We start from the raw sequence: 15,399 nt of genomic DNA on the forward strand, positions 1-15,399 counted from the left end.
ATTATTTTATACGGTCGATACAATCTTTATCAAAATCTGTGAACTGTTGCCAATCCTTTATATTATTGTTCCAAGAAAAATCCTGGGCTTTAATCCTTGCCAGGTACAAGCCACTTAATGCAATGGCCACCTGTTTTACAGAAGTACCTAAATTTGTATTATAACTGATCACCAGGGTATTTCCTTGATCCGAATAAACCATTGACCTGTCCTTTCCTTTCTTTTTTACTTCTTTTCCCGTTTCCAATTGAAGAACATCATGTTTAATAATATCACATTTTTCTATAACCGGGAGGAAAGGAGCCGGTGTTTTGAGTATTTCATTTAACAGGTCTTCGATTGTATTTAGACTATAGCCAAGTCTACTATAGGCCCCATATAAGTAAGGAATGGTCAGTCCGTTATTAATATATCCGATCTTTTTTAAATAGCGAGTCAATAGGTACCAGTGTGGTTGCTGCATAAAAAGTAAATTAAGTAGCTATTATTAGAAATCCAGCATAGCTCAAAGATACAATTTGCTGAATTTTTAAGTATTTTGGTAAAAATCAGTATCATTAAATGGCCTGGATTGGAAAAGATGTGGCGCGCTTAATGGAGGATAAGGCAAGGCGAGAAGCTGCAAATTCAGGTCATGAGTAATCAATTTTATATCAGCTGCAGTTTTCCCATGCAAAGAACCTTTGTTTTTGGTTCATGGATATTTTCGTAAATTGCTAGCATGTTTCATCCCCAGCGTCCCGAACCCAAACGCCTCGCGATTCTGATCGGATCTCCCGGTCCGGAGAATAATCGTTTGCCTGGTGTTCCCACTGATCTGGAGAACTGGAGACAATATTTGTTATCGCCCCGTGGAGGTGCATTTTATCCTGAGGAAATTCTACCCTTGACTGATCCAACAGCGGATGAAGTGTTAAGACTGATTAGTGAGGTACAGGTAGACTACCTTTTCGTGTATTATTCAGGGCATGGGTATATGGATAATTTCAAAAGAAATATTCTGTCTATTCGCGGGCAGGGTGCTCAGGATTTATGCTTATTCAGTAATTCAAGTGAACGGCAGCTAATCATAGTTGATGCATGTAGAAAATTTCTGCCAACGATTAGCGGGTTTCCTGACGAAATGGAAGAGTGGCAGTATGCAACAGGTTATTCAGAGACCCGTGAGCATTTCAATCGTTATATTTCAAATTCACCTGCTGGCAGGATGATAATTCATTCCACTTCATATGATACATACGCATATGATAATCAGTTTGGACATGGTGGAGAATTCACACTCGCGATGTTGGAAGCATTGTACACAAGCAAAACATTACATGGTTATCAGCCCATCTGGGCAGAAGATGCCTTTGCAGGCGCCTGCAAAATAATAAAAGCAGCAGGGGGAAAACAGGTTCCGCAAATTACCTGGGAGGATGGGAATCTTCAAATCCCTCTTGGTATCGCTTCTCCGCATTTTATTCGAAAAGCTAAAGCGCAATACAATCAGAGACAAATTCCTGAGCAATTCATACCCAATAAAGCTCATCTCTCAGAAAGTGAAGGACTGATACTTGGCTTGGCTGCTCTCTTTATTGGAGGCGCTTTATTAAGTGGCAAATAACAATTGATGCAAATTGATTTCACGATCTCTTTTCTTATGTCCTCCAATAAGTTTATTAGTTATTTCAAAGGTTATCCGATATTAATTAGCAGAGGTTTGCCATTCTACCTTCGGTAGTTTTGCCAGGTGTTTCATGCTGTTTTTTGGCCTGTCTCTTTTATATACTTCATTTACATAACGTGTGGTAGTATGTCCTAATAATAGCGCTACAGTTGCGGTGTCAACTTTTTCGTCCTGTAATAAAATCGAAAAACTCAAACGAGCACAATACTAGGTAATGTATTTGTCGATTTTCGCCCGTTTCACCCATTTAGCTAATGATTTGTTTGCTCCGTCATGGGTTGGAAGAGAAAACACAGGCCCTGTAAGTGGCTTGTTTTTTTCGCTGGCAGGTAAATAGGCCCTGCGCATTTCAGCTTTGTGCTCCAGAATTTGTTTGACAATAGGGTGCAGGGTTAATTCTAAAGGCTTGCCAGTTTTGCGTTGGATAACTCGAGTCATTAATTTTCCATCCTTGATATCATCCCACCGCATCCAGTTTACATCACACCATCTCAGCCCGGAATAGCAGGATACAACGAATGCATCGCGGAGTTCTTTGTTGATGATTGGAGTTTTGAGTAACTGAATGTATTCATCAGCTTCAAGGAACTCTTTTAGCGCTTTACTTGGGTTTGTTTTGCTCCTTATATCTTCGGTTGGATTATACCGGAAGTAACCTTGTTTGGTAGCACTTTAACCACTCGTTTGAATGCATGGAAATAATCAGACGGAGTCTTACCTGTCAGCTTGTCTAGTAAAAAAGTTCTAAATCGTTCACATAGGTTTTCTGTCAGGTCATGTGGTGAAAGGAATTCCTTTTTTACAAACTTCCTAAATTGGTTCAGGCTTCCTTCAAGGTGTTGGTTTCCTTCCCGCTTATTGTTTGTTATGACTCAACATAGAAGTCAAAAAAATTGTCTTTGAAACGGTGAGCAAGAATATAGGTCGAGCCCATACTCTGGCTGTCAAGGATGAGTTGCGACCTCCTGTTTTCAAGAAGGAACAAGGCTTCTTTGTTGTGAATTTTCTGGATAGCGTCCTTGGGTTTCGCCCAGGTAAAAATGCCTGCCGCTTTGCGCTGGCCTGCCTCTTTGCCCCATTCAAAAGTCCACTAGATTTTGCTGCCGTTGTGAGATTTTTCTCCGCTTAATTGAATACTCATTTTATTCAGGTTTTGCTCAGAAATCTGTCCGCCATTTGTCCGCCAAAAACAGCGGAAACAAGCGGCAAAAACTGGCGGACAAACAGCGGATAGGCACAAAAAAATCCCGTAAGTGATTGACTTACAGGACTTTTTGTAGTTGATTTGTGTGCGTAAGAGGAGATTCGAAATCCCTTACTTCGGTACCGTGGGCGCAAGCACCTTAAACTAGTATTATGAAGGCGGATACTGTAAGAATTAAATCCTATAAAAAACCCAGACATATTTAAATATATCTGGGTTAGTGCGGAAGAGGAGATTCGAACTCCCACGCCCGGTAAAAGGCGCTACCACCTCAAAGTAGTGCGTCTACCAATTTCGCCACCTCCGCATTCTTTGGGACGGCAAATGTACAGCATTCAATAAATCTATACAAAGCCTTCCTAAGATTTTATTTACATCCTTTCAGGAACTTTAATTCCCAAAACAGACATCCCATTCCTCAAAGCCTGTGCTGTTAACTGCGACAATTGCAGGCGGCGCTGTTTTTTCTCTGCTGTCTCTGCATTGGCAATAGAATGTTCGGTATAAAAGGAATTGAAAGTCTTCGCCAGGTTAAACACAAAAATGGCCACTTTGGAAGGGTCGTGCTCGGCAGCAGCTTCCTGAAGCACAACAGGGAACTGTTCCAGTGTGAGCAGCAATGCTTTTTCCAGGGGGAGGAGGGGTGAATGGTGAATAGTGGATGGTGAATTTTCTTTGTCATTGACCATTGACCATTCACCATTCACACCCGCTTTCCGCAGGATGCTCTTGATCCTTGCATGGGTGTACTGTATAAAAGGACCTGTAAACCCGTGAAAGTCGATGCTTTCCTCAGGATTAAAGATCATCTTCTTCTTAGGATCTACCCTTAACAAAAAGAATTTTAATGCACCCAGACCAATCGTGTCATACAATTCCGTCAATTCCTCGGCAGTAAAATCTTTCACCTTGCCCAGTTCTTCCGTTTTCTGGCGTGCAATATTTACCATTTCTTCCACCAGATCATCGGCATCTACTACTGTTCCTTCTCTGCTCTTCATTTTACCGGATGGTAATTCAACCATGCCATAACTCAGGTGATAAATACCATCAGCAGAAGGTAATTGTAATTTCTGACAGATTAGTTTCAATACCTTGAAATGATAATTCTGTTCATCACCTACTACATAAATACTCTGACTGGCATTAAATTCTTTCTGCTTTTGTTCCGCCAAACCAATATCCTGGGTAATATAAACCGAAGTGCCATCTTTTCTTCGAACCAGTTTCTCATCCAGTCCATCAGAAGTAAGGTCAATCCAAACACTGCCATCTTCTTTCTGGTAAAATACCCCTTTTGCTAACCCGGTTTCCACCAGGTCCTTACCTAATAAATAGGTATTGCTTTCATAATAAGTTTTATCGAAATCGCTGCCAATGCGCTGGTAAGTGGCATTGAAGCCTTCGTAAACCCAGCCGTTCATAGTGCGCCATAAATCCATTACTTCGGATTTGCCTGCTTCCCAGTCTATCAGCATTTGCTGGGTAGCTTTCATAATAGGGGCTTCTTTTTCAGCTTCTGCTTCTGTCATACCTCCCGCTACCAGTTCTTTAATTTCTGCTTTGTAGGCATCGTTGAATTTCACATAATAATCGCCCACAAAATGATCGCCCTTGGTGCCTGTGCTTGCAGGAGTTGCTCCATTCGAAAAGCGTTGCCAGGCAATCATACTTTTGCAGATATGCACCCCTCTGTCATTTACAATACAGGTCTTCACCACTTCATTACCCGTGGCTTTAAGTATTTCAGCAATACTCCATCCCAAAAAATTATTTCTCAAATGACCAAGGTGAAGGGGCTTATTGGTATTGGGGGAGGAATATTCAACCATTACTTTTTCACCGGTAGCGGCTGCATACCCATAACTTTCCTTCGAATAAGATTGTTCAAGAAATGAATACCAATAATTATCAGTAACAGAAAGATTCAAAAAACCTTTAATGATATTGTAACCACTGAATAAATGCGGGTTAGCTGTTGTTAATGCTTTACCCATTTCTTCGCCCAGGGCATCGGGTGATTTCTTTAACTGTTTTACCAGCGCAAAAAGCACAACGGTATAGTCGCCTTCAAATTCGGGTTTGGTAGCATTTACCAACACTTCATTGGGTTGCATATCAACCTCATACAATGCTTTAATCGTTGCCGATGCCGCCAGCTTAATCTGTTCTACAACACTCATATTCAAAATAGTTACGGCCGCAAAAGTAACTAATTAAGCCCTACCTTCGCCGCATTGATGCGAAACTTGCATGAACATATCCGGGCTTTCTTGTTACGGGTTGTAGATTTTTTTTACCCGCTGTTCAGGAAATTAATGCCCCTTCAAACCTATCGCTATGCAGCCTGTGGTGGATTTAACACCAGTCTGGATATATTCCTGTTTTTTATTTCCTACAATTATATTTTTCATAAAGAAACACTTCACTTGCCATTTATGGCCATCAGTGCCCATATAGCCGCATTCCTGGCTGCATTTGTGGTTACTTTTCCAACAGGGTTTTACCTGAGCAGGTATGTGGTATTTCAGGAAACATCGGTAGCCAAACGGAAACAGCTTAGCCGCTATTTTGTGGTGGTACTTGGCTGTTTTTTATTGAATTATGCCTTTCTGAAATTGTTTGTGGAAGTATTTGGATGGTATCCAACAATTTCCAAAATAATCACAACTTTCTTTGTGGTTGCATTCAGTTATTTTTCTCAGAAGAATTTTACATTTAAAGGAGAAGGGAGGTGAGCTTCAAGCTACAAGCTTCAAGCGGCAAGCCTTGATTGGTGCTCGCTTTTTACTATCTGCTATTAATAGCAGATAGGGTATTTACGGTAACCAAATATTTCTTTAAGCAACTGACTTTAAATTATCTAATTCACAAGCCCCCCCCTTTAATTCCATTAAAAGCAGAAAGCCTATAATAAGCACCCATCAAGGCTTGTAGCTTGCGGCTTGAAGCTTGAAGCCAATTTTCCCCGGCCAGCAATGGCTTGCAGCTTTTTTTAGCAATGATTAATTGGCAATAATCCGCTGCTGATACAAGGGTTGTTGCACCATATCTTTTACAGGTGTTATATAAAACATGAGGGTGGCAATGCCTGTTTTTTCTGCATGGATTACCCGAACTGTATGCGTTCCCTTACTTAGTTCCAAACGGGCCCTGTGGTGGGTATATTCATCATATTCCGTGAATTTTGGATCCCATCCATCAATTGCCAGTTTCCCGTCTACAAATACCTGTACAAAATCATCGGCCGTTACAGCGATATCATACATCCCTTTTTCTGTCTCAATAGTAGTAACGGCATCAGTCGCAAATGAATCTGCCGGTAAATTTTTACCGATTGCGCCCCACCAGGTAAAGTCTAGCTGTGGGAGTGTGTCTGATAGAGTAGGGGTTGATTGCAGCAGCTGCTGAAAATTTTCTTTGGAAAGAATAGGATCCGAATCCTGACCCCATTTAAACCAGTTTATGATCCATTGCTGTTTTGTATCGTACTCATCATAGCCAAACAAAGTACCACTGCTGCCTGATTTTCCAAATGCATCGGTGAAATCCGGACCTTCATATTGTAAGCTGATTTTTTTTGAAGGACTGTTTATTATTGGCCGGGCTGTTAATGATGAGGGAAAGCTATCTGTTCCTTTCTCAATTATTTCAAAGCCATTCAGGCTTTCTATTTTCCAGGAACCTGTTTTACCCAATACTTCGAAATGGTACTGCCCCAGGCTATCCACTTTTTTAAGCCAGAGTAATGGATACTGAAAATTATATGGCCCCCATGGTGTGATGCGGATATTGTCTTTCCCTTTTGGAAAAAGGGGGTCTGGTCTTTTTTGAACAGGTACCTGTTTTAATCGTTCATCCGGAACATAATCCATATCAAGCGGATCATCTTCACGGGATGTGTCGATATCACTGGTTCTTTCACCTAATTTCAGGTTGGTAGTATAGGCCATTTTCTGGTTGCCACTGAATGCTACCGTATCTGTACCCATGATATCATAAATGGTTTCATTGGCAGTGAACTGGTTAGCAGCAATCCAGTAGTTCATACTCCTGGTATCTTTTACCTGTGCATATTTCCAGTCCGCGGGTTGGGTGGCTCGTGACCAGAGTTTGATGGCGGTTTTGTCGTACAAAAATCGGTTGATGGCTATATTGATATTTTGTCCGTGCTCAATAGCTATACCAATTCTATTAAAGGCAAAATCGTTGTCGGTAAAATCACAATCGTAGCTATAACCGCCCCAGATTCCATGGTCGCAATCCCGAATCACATTTTTCATTACCAGGTTTCTGCTGAAAGTAACTTCAACTCCGTTGGTAGGGGCGTAGGAGAAATCATTACCATAGATAAAATTATCGTTACAACCGCCCTCACCCGTATCCATTGTATGCTGACCGGCCCAAAGGAAAAACCCATCACCGCTATGTGTGGCACTGTTATAGGCGAAAATGTTGTCGTTACATTGTTCAAATACCAGGAACCCGGCACTGTCTTGCCCACGCTTGTATTTCCCGTGGCTATAACCCCTCACGTTCCAATCCAGCCGGTTATGATAGAAATTATTCTGACTGCTTCTGTATAAACCGATGCCGATGCCTGAGTTAAAGGAGAAGTTATTATCGAAAACCACTGCTTTTTCGCAGCGTGTCATCATAAGTCCGCATTGCCCGCTGGTAACGGTATTATTTGAAATACGGGCATTTTTACATTGGTCGAGGTAAATACCTGCCCCATATCTTTTCCATTCTCCATGATCGTTTTTATGGTAACTCATCCAGTCGCTGATATCTTCCCTGTTCAGGTTACTTTTCAGTTCCTGGCGGTAATTATAACTCAGGTTACAGTTTTCAATGGTCAGACCATCTACACTATCTGCCAGGATGGCGATTTTAAAGCCATGGATATTGCCATTACGGATGATAATATTTTTTGAGCCCGGTTTGATATGAAGGGCCACACCATAAAACTCGTCTGGACGGGTCATGTCATTTGAGCCTTGCAGAATGGCTTGATTTAGGTCTACCGTTATATTTTCTCCCGCAATTTCTATAAGGGCGTTACTTGCCGGACTATTCAGGTTATAGACGCCCGATTGAAAACGCGTGGAGGAAATGATCTTCATATTCCGGTAGGGGGTGGAAACCGGCAAATCCTGGGCAGTAGCTGCCAGTAATAAAATGGACCATAAACCTGTAAACAGCGTTTTCAAAAACATGCTTAAAACTAAGGTTTTCTGAAATATAGGATGCCAAATGGCAGATTTTACACAAGCTAACTGCCAGAAACGCATTGATATCGAGTCTATTCGGCAAGCTTTACAGTGGTAAAGGGTGAGGTATGACAATTTTTCATTTAAAAGGGGGATGGCATAATGATTGACAGTTATATCCCGATTATTAACCTGAAATCAATAGTTATGGGCAAAATAATAGGCATTGACCTTGGAACAACGAATAGCTGTGTGGCCGTTATGGAAGGTAACGAGCCGGTAGTGATAGCAAATGATGAAGGACGCAGAACGACCCCTTCCGTAGTGGCATTCCTGAAAAACGGGGAGCGTAAAGTGGGAGATCCCGCCAAGCGTCAGGCCATAACCAATCCGCAAAACACCATTACGAGTGTAAAGCGTTTTATGGGCCGCCGTCATGATGAAGTAACAGAAGAAATCAGCCACTGGAGCTATAAAGTAGCCAAAGGCGATAACAATACCGTACGTGTTGCGATCGATGATCGTTTATACACTCCGCAGGAAATCTCAGCAATGATTCTTCAGAAAATGAAGAAAACCGCTGAAGACTACCTTGGCCAGGAAGTAACAGAAGCGGTTATTACCGTTCCTGCTTATTTCAATGATGCACAGCGTCAGGCAACAAAAGAAGCCGGTGAAATTGCTGGTCTGAATGTTCGCCGTATTGTAAACGAACCAACCGCCGCGGCATTGGCTTATGGTCTGGATAAAAAACATGCTGATCAGAAGATCGCCGTGTTTGACCTTGGTGGTGGTACATTCGATATCTCCATCCTGGAATTGGGTGATGGCGTATTTGAAGTAAAATCAACCAATGGTGATACACATCTTGGTGGTGATGACTTCGATAAAGTGATCATGGACTGGTTAGCTGATGAGTTCAAGAGCCAGGAAGCAATTGACCTGCGCAAAGATCCAATGGCTTTACAGCGTTTGAAAGAAGCGTCTGAGAAAGCGAAGATCGAATTAAGTTCATCTGCAGAAACAGAAATTAACCTGCCATATATTACCGCAGTAGATGGTGTGCCTAAACACCTGGTATTAAAATTAACACGTGCAAAATTTGAAGCATTAGCAGATAATTTATTTGCCCGTTGTTTAAAACCTTGTGAAGCTGCATTGAAAGATGCAGGTTACAGTACTTCTCAAATTGATGAAGTGATCCTGGTAGGTGGTTCAACCCGTATCCCTAAAGTACAGGAGATCGTAGAGAAATTCTTTGGTAAAAAACCTAATCGTGGTGTTAACCCCGATGAAGTAGTAGCCGTTGGTGCCGCTATCCAGGGTGCAGTATTAACCGGAGAAGTGAAAGATGTATTGTTGCTTGATGTAACGCCACTAGGACTTGGTATCGAAACCATGGGTAGTGTTATGACGGTGATGATTCCTTCAAATACAACGATCCCAACCAAGAAGACAGAAGTATTTTCAACAGCCAGTGATAATCAGCCAGGCGTACAGATCCATGTACTACAGGGTGAGCGTCCGATGGCTAACCAGAATAAGAGCCTGGGTATCTTTAACCTGGATGGTATTCCACCGGCCCCAAGAGGTGTACCACAAATTGAAGTAACATTTGATATAGATGCTAATGGCATCCTGCATGTAAGTGCGAAAGATAAGGGTACAGGTAAAGAACAGAAGATTCGTATTGAAGCTGGTAGTGGTTTGAGTAAAGAAGAGATTGAAAAAATGAAAGCAGAAGCGAAAGCTAATGAAGCGAGCGATAAAGAAGCACGTGATAAGGTAGAAAAACTCAACCAGGCCGATAGCTTAATTTTCCAAACAGAGAAACAATTCAAAGAGTTTGGAGATAAGATTCCTGAAGATAAAAAAGCGCCAATCGAAGCGGCTCTTACTAAACTGAAAGAAGCGCATAAAAATCAGGATATTGCCGCTGTAGATGCTGCAATGACGGAGATGAATACCGCCTGGACTGCAGCTAGTGAAGAAATTTACAAAGCACAGCAGGCAGCAGGAGCACAACCGGGAGCCGAAGCTCAGCCTGGTGCTGGTGACGCAAGCGGTGCTGCAAAAAATGATACTGTTGAAGACGCGCAATTTGAAGAAGTGAAATAAGAGAATCTTAATTATTTTGTCAAGGCCCCGTTTAGAAAAACGGGGCCTTTTTTATGGTTCCTGTATATGAGAGAATTTTTACTGTTTCTTTTTTTTCGCTGGTTGCGGGTTATCGGTATTTAGTATTTGGTATTTCTCTGCCGGACTTAATCTGTCCCACCAACCGCGGGCGGTCTCACCAAAAAGTAGTCTGGCTTTTAGTTCCATGAACAATAATTCACTTTCAGTGAAAACCTTTTTTTTGATCTGAGGCGTAAGGATGGGAGATTGATACATGTTTGTTTATTTCCCCAAAACTATTTGCAAATAGGGAGAGATGGAACAAGGGGGGATGAATTGCGTAGAAATACAGGGTGGATTTACGTTTATATTTATTGCCACTGAGAGCACAGAAATACACAGAAGTATTCAGTGCTTCTCTGTGCTCTCAGTGGCAATAAACATTCAACTAATAAAACAAGCTTAATCTTTCAAGAAAACATCACTTCGTAATTCTATAACACCATCTTTTTAATTTTCCCTCAAAATCGAAGGGAGTAGTGGCTTTGGTAATATCTTTTATATCAGCAGCTTTAATCGCAGCCTCATCTAATATAAATTTTGTGAAGTTAGTGCTGAAAAAGAGGATGCCTCCAGTTGTCATGGCAGCCAAAACATCATTGATGAGCTCAACATGATCGCGTTGGATGTCTAAGAAGTCTTTCATGCGTTTACTATTGCTGAAAGTAGGAGGGTCCATGATTACCAAGTCGAAGCTATTGGGTTGTAAAGTTTTCAGGTATTGTTTTACATCAGCATGTACAAAAAAGTATTTGTCTTTATCCTTGAATCGGTTGATCACCATATGATCTTCTGCCCAATTGAGATAGGTTTTTGATAAGTCAACAGAAGTGACCGATGATGCACCACCCGAAGCTGTGTACACTGAAAAAGAACCGGTGTAACAGAATAAATTCAAAACCCTTTTATCGGCAGCTATTTCTTTCGCCATCTGCCTGGTAATCCGATGATCGAGAAATAAGCCGGTATCGAGATAATCAGCAAGGTTCACCAAAAACTTGAGCCCGTTTTCTTCAACGGTAAAGAATTCTTTTTTACTGTCTAATTTCTCATACTGCTCATCTTTATGCGACATTCTTTTGCGCTGTCGCACAAAAATGGAAGCGGGTTTAATAGCCGTAATTTCCGAAATGATACCAATACATTCATCCATCCATGCGTCATGCTCTTCGTCGGTCATGCCATGTCGGCGCAGGTATTCTGCCAGGTAAATTTTGTCTTCATAAAACTCGATCGCAAAAGGAAATTCAGGTAAATCGTGGTCGTATACACGATAACAGGTAATACCCATTCTCCTGGCTTGCTTATGACGGTGTTTGTACACTTTCGATAAGCGATTGCGAAACATCTCCAGTTTAGGGTTCTCAGACATGTGGCAAAGATAATGGGATTGGAGTCTGGTAAAAAAGCCTCTAGCCATTAGCTTCTAGCTTCTAGCTTTTTTGCTATGTGGGCCATCAACAAATATAATGGCGACAATTAAAAATTTCTTTAAAGTAGATTTTTTACAAAACAAATTCGCAGGACTTGTAATATATTCAAGTCAAAGCAGATGATCTAAAATGACCACTAATCAAGGCTAGCAGCTAGCGGCTAGAAGCTCGCAGCCCAATTCCCCACCAATACCATGGCTGTTCAGCCATTCAAGGAATTTACTGCCAAAAACAAGCCGATTGGTTTATATTTAAAACCCAAAAATCAAACTGCATGCGAAAACTTATGATCACAACACTGTTGTGTTGGGTGGCTGCCAGTATCAGTGCCCAGGACTACAGTAATGCGGCAGAACAGGCAAACCGGCTCAATGCATTGAGCAAAGCCTATCCGCAACTCACTTCACTTAAGTCGCTAACCAAAACAAATGGCGGTAAAGACATCTGGTTATTAACCATTGGTACGGGTAAAACCGAAACCAAGCCAGCTATTGCTGTCATTGGCGGCGTGGAAGGTAATCACCTGCTGGGCACAGAACTGGCAATCGGTTTTGCAGAACAGTTATTAAAAGGTTCAGGTAGCGATAGTATTAAAGCCCTTTTGAACCGTACTACCTACTATGTATTTCCAAATATGAGCCCCGACGCTATGGAGCAGTATTTCAGCAAACTGAAAGCAGACAGAACAGGTAATGCTACAGTTACTGATGACGACCGTGATGGCAAAACAAATGAAGACGGCTGGGACGATCTTGATGGAAATGGTAAAATAACTTTTCTCCGCGTAGAATCGGTTACAGGCGATTATAAACTTCATCCCGATGATGCCCGTGTACTGGTGAAAGCAGATATCAGCAAAGGAGAAAAAGGAAAGTATAAATTATTACCCGAAGGTGTTGATAACGATAAAGACGGCTTATTTAATGAAGATGGGGAAGGAGGTATTGCCTTCAATAAAAACCTCACCTATCAGCATAAAACTTTTGCAACAGGCGCAGGTGAGTTCCCTGCCAGCGAAAAAGAAACAAGGGCCATGCTCGATTTCCTTTACGATGCATTTAATGTTTATGCCGTTGTAAGTTTTGGATCAAATAATAACCTGTCAACACCGATTAACTATAATCCCGGTGCAGCTAACCAACGTATTGTTGCAGGTTTATTGGAACCAGATGCTAAAGTGAATGGTATGGTAAGCGAAATGTACAATAAAGTAACAGGTACAAAAGATGCCCCTAAGAATAATGTTACAGGTGGTGATGTACTATCATGGGGTTATTTTCATTTTGGTCGCTATAGCTTCAGTACACCAGGATGGTGGGTGCCCAAAACCAAACCTGATACGACTAAAAAAGAAAAAGCATTTACCATAGAAGATCCTACTGCAAATTATTTGCGCTGGGCATCGCAACAAGGTATCACCAATACATTTACAGAATGGAAAACAATTCAGCATCCTGATTATCCCGGACAAAAAGTGGAAGTAGGGGGAGTTGATCCTTATGTTCTGAATAATCCTCCTTATAAAATGGTAGATGCAGTGGTTAAAACTCATACAGCTTTTCTCGTTAAGCTCGCTGGCTATCAACCTGAGATTGATGTAATAAACCTGAAAACCGAAAAACTCGCAAATGGATTAACACGTATCAGTCTTGATGTAGTGAATAAAGGAAATTTGTCTACACATACCAAACTTGGTGAAAGAAACTATTTCCTCAAAAAAGTAAAAGTGGCGATACAAACAAATGATAAGCAGGAAATCATTGGTGGCAGAAAAATTCAACTACTCAGTAGCTTAGATCCTAATGAGTCTAACTCATTTAGCTGGGTGGTAAAAGGTACAGGTAAGATTACGGTAGAAGCTGGTTGTCCTACCGCAGGTACCAAAACCATTGAGATTAATCTTTGATCACCACAAATCATTTCAACATGAAAAAAATATTTCTGAAAATAATAGCATCAGTACTCGTACTAAGTTCGGGTCTGTTTGTACAGGCACAGTTGCCTGGCCAGGTGTTTAAGGCAGCAGGTTCTCCGGCTAATCCGAAAGTAACCGTAACCTGGAATCGTTATTATGACCATGCCGGCATAAGTGAAATTTGTAAGAAAATAGCAGCGGCATATCCAGACCTGGTAAAACTGCAATCGATCGGTAAATCGTATGAAGGACGTGATCTGTGGTGTTTAACCATTACCGATTTCAAAAAAGGGGGCAATGCCGACAAAAAGCCAGGCATGTATATCGATGGTAATATTCACTCCAATGAAATTCAAGGTGCAGAATTTGCACTTTATACAGCATGGTACCTTACGGAATCTTTTGGTGATACCAAATTCATACAGGAACTACTGGAAGATAAAGTGTTTTATATCGTTCCAACGATTAACCCGGATGCACGTGATAGCTATATGCACAAACCCAACACCGGCAGTTCTCCACGCTCAGGTGTAATACCGGTAGATAATGATGGCGATGGCTTGGTAAATGAAGATAGTTATGATGATATCAATAATGATGGGCATATAACGATGATGCGCAGAAAGAATCCGAATGGCCGTTGGAAAGTAGATCCTAAAGACCCGCGCAATATGATTCAGGTTGGGCCGGATGAAAAAGGCGATTATGAATTGTTGGGTATTGAAGGAATTGACAACGATGGCGACGGTCGTGTAAACGAAGATGGTTACACATTCGAGTACGATCCCAATCGCGACTGGGGTTGGGGATGGCAACCAAACTATATTCAGAACGGTGCCTATAAATATCCATTCTCACTTCCGGAGAACAGGGCAGTAATGGAGTTCGTAATGAAACACCCCAATATCGCTGCAGCACAGTCTTTTCATAATGCCGGTGGTATGATCTTACGCGGTCCAGGCGGACAGGAAGACGTTGGCACGTATAACCAGCAGGATATAGCTGTTTACGATGCTATTGCAAAAAAAGGAGAGGAACTGATACCCGGTTATAAATACCTGGTGGTATATAAAGATCTCTACTCAGCTTATGGTGGCGAATTAGACTGGTTCTATGCTGGCCGGGGTATCTATACCTATTCGAATGAACTTTGGACGCCATACCTCATGTATATGCGTGATGCTACACGCGATCCGTTCGACAATGCCAGCTACAGTTTCGATCGTTACCTGTTGTTCCAGGATGCATTTGTTCCCTGGACAGAATACGATCATCCTCAATACGGTAAAATAGAAGTAGGTGGGATGAAGAAAAACTTCGGTCGTGCACACCCCGGTTTTTTGTTGGAATCAGATGCACACCGCAATATGGCATTCAGTATCTACCATAGTTATCATACGCCAAAACTCAGCGTTTACGAAATCACTGAAAAAGACCTGGGTGATGGATTGAAAGAGGTAACTGCGGTTATTACCAATAGCAGGCTGATGCCAACACATAGCAGTCAGGATACCAAGAACAAAATCGAAAGACCTGATTATATTACCTTAACCACATCCGGTAAAATTGTTTCGGCCATGCAGGTAGAGAACCGCGATCTTAATCTCAGCAGGGAGCAGGAACAAAACCCTGCAACCATTGAAGTGGCCAATATACCCGGCCTCGGATCAGTTACCGTAAAATGGATTGTTCAGGGTGGTGGCAAATACACCGTAACCGTAGACAGTAAAAAAGGCGGAACTATATCCGCCTCTAAATAATCTTTATTAATCTGTGAATCTGTGGCT

At 41.7% G+C, this 15,399-nt stretch carries 13 protein-coding genes and 1 tRNA gene; 5 read left to right on the forward strand and 9 right to left on the reverse strand.

Going from position 1 to position 15,399, the window contains the following annotated elements; all coding sequences use genetic code 11:
- Window position 1: 1 nt before the first annotated feature.
- The gene (locus ACH30E_RS06320; protein WP_490824079.1) at window positions 2-463 is read right to left on the reverse strand and encodes a hypothetical protein; all 462 of its coding nucleotides are present in this window, start codon (window positions 461-463) and stop codon (window positions 2-4) included.
- 258 nt (window positions 464-721) lie between these two features.
- Here ACH30E_RS06320 and ACH30E_RS06325 point away from each other — a divergent pair, with 258 nt between their 5' ends.
- Window positions 722-1,606, forward strand: coding sequence for a caspase family protein (locus tag ACH30E_RS06325; RefSeq protein ID WP_490824081.1), 885 nt, complete (start codon window positions 722-724; stop codon window positions 1,604-1,606).
- Between the two features lie 81 nt (window positions 1,607-1,687).
- Here ACH30E_RS06325 and ACH30E_RS06330 read toward each other — a convergent pair whose 3' ends face one another.
- The 5 genes from ACH30E_RS06330 to argS all read right to left on the reverse strand — a co-directional run bounded on the left by ACH30E_RS06330 (window position 1,688) and on the right by argS (window position 5,056).
- Window positions 1,688-1,864 carry a hypothetical protein gene (locus ACH30E_RS06330; protein ID WP_490824083.1) on the reverse strand — a complete coding sequence of 59 codons (177 nt, stop codon included), beginning with the start codon at window positions 1,862-1,864 and terminating at the stop codon, window positions 1,688-1,690.
- Window positions 1,865-1,876: 12 nt separating this feature from the next.
- Entirely contained in the window at window positions 1,877-2,140 is a 264-nt protein-coding gene (locus ACH30E_RS06335; RefSeq protein ID WP_490824085.1) for a site-specific integrase, read from the reverse strand.
- A gap of 152 nt (window positions 2,141-2,292) precedes the next feature.
- Complete coding sequence (locus tag ACH30E_RS06340; RefSeq protein ID WP_490824520.1) at window positions 2,293-2,538, reverse strand: phage integrase SAM-like domain-containing protein; 246 nt, start codon at window positions 2,536-2,538, stop codon at window positions 2,293-2,295.
- Window positions 2,539-3,094: 556 nt separating this feature from the next.
- A tRNA-Leu gene (locus tag ACH30E_RS06345) sits at window positions 3,095-3,180 on the reverse strand.
- A gap of 64 nt (window positions 3,181-3,244) precedes the next feature.
- Entirely contained in the window at window positions 3,245-5,056 is a 1,812-nt protein-coding gene (argS, locus tag ACH30E_RS06350; RefSeq protein WP_490824087.1) for an arginine--tRNA ligase, read from the reverse strand.
- A 57-nt stretch (window positions 5,057-5,113) separates the two neighbouring features.
- Here argS and ACH30E_RS06355 point away from each other — a divergent pair, with 57 nt between their 5' ends.
- Window positions 5,114-5,611, forward strand: a complete 498-nt coding sequence (locus tag ACH30E_RS06355) for a GtrA family protein (protein ID WP_490824089.1) — start codon at window positions 5,114-5,116, stop codon at window positions 5,609-5,611.
- Between the two features lie 267 nt (window positions 5,612-5,878).
- On the opposite strand, the gene ACH30E_RS06360 is transcribed toward ACH30E_RS06355, so the two are convergent.
- Window positions 5,879-8,086 carry a right-handed parallel beta-helix repeat-containing protein gene (locus ACH30E_RS06360; RefSeq protein WP_490847331.1) on the reverse strand — a complete coding sequence of 736 codons (2,208 nt, stop codon included), beginning with the start codon at window positions 8,084-8,086 and terminating at the stop codon, window positions 5,879-5,881.
- A 207-nt stretch (window positions 8,087-8,293) separates the two neighbouring features.
- On the opposite strand from ACH30E_RS06360, the gene dnaK reads away from it, so the two are divergent.
- Window positions 8,294-10,204 (forward strand): molecular chaperone DnaK, encoded by a 1,911-nt coding sequence (gene dnaK / locus ACH30E_RS06365; RefSeq protein WP_294995964.1) that lies wholly within the window; start codon window positions 8,294-8,296, stop codon window positions 10,202-10,204.
- Between the two features lie 78 nt (window positions 10,205-10,282).
- On the opposite strand, the gene ACH30E_RS06370 is transcribed toward dnaK, so the two are convergent.
- The gene (locus ACH30E_RS06370) at window positions 10,283-10,480 is read right to left on the reverse strand and encodes a hypothetical protein (RefSeq protein WP_490824093.1); all 198 of its coding nucleotides are present in this window, start codon (window positions 10,478-10,480) and stop codon (window positions 10,283-10,285) included.
- A 205-nt stretch (window positions 10,481-10,685) separates the two neighbouring features.
- Window positions 10,686-11,636 (reverse strand): class I SAM-dependent methyltransferase, encoded by a 951-nt coding sequence (locus ACH30E_RS06375; protein ID WP_294995970.1) that lies wholly within the window; start codon window positions 11,634-11,636, stop codon window positions 10,686-10,688.
- A gap of 335 nt (window positions 11,637-11,971) precedes the next feature.
- Between ACH30E_RS06375 and ACH30E_RS06380 the strand changes: the two genes are divergently transcribed.
- Together ACH30E_RS06380 and ACH30E_RS06385 are read left to right on the forward strand one after the other, a co-directional pair.
- The gene (locus tag ACH30E_RS06380; RefSeq protein WP_490824094.1) at window positions 11,972-13,603 is read left to right on the forward strand and encodes a M14 family metallopeptidase; all 1,632 of its coding nucleotides are present in this window, start codon (window positions 11,972-11,974) and stop codon (window positions 13,601-13,603) included.
- A gap of 20 nt (window positions 13,604-13,623) precedes the next feature.
- On the forward strand, window positions 13,624-15,372 hold the full coding sequence (locus ACH30E_RS06385; RefSeq protein WP_294995976.1) for a M14 family metallopeptidase: 1,749 nt from the start codon (window positions 13,624-13,626) through the stop codon (window positions 15,370-15,372).
- The last annotated feature ends 27 nt before the right edge of the window (window positions 15,373-15,399 follow it).

It is taken from the genome of Sediminibacterium sp. FW305-C-61 (genome assembly GCF_058231065.1).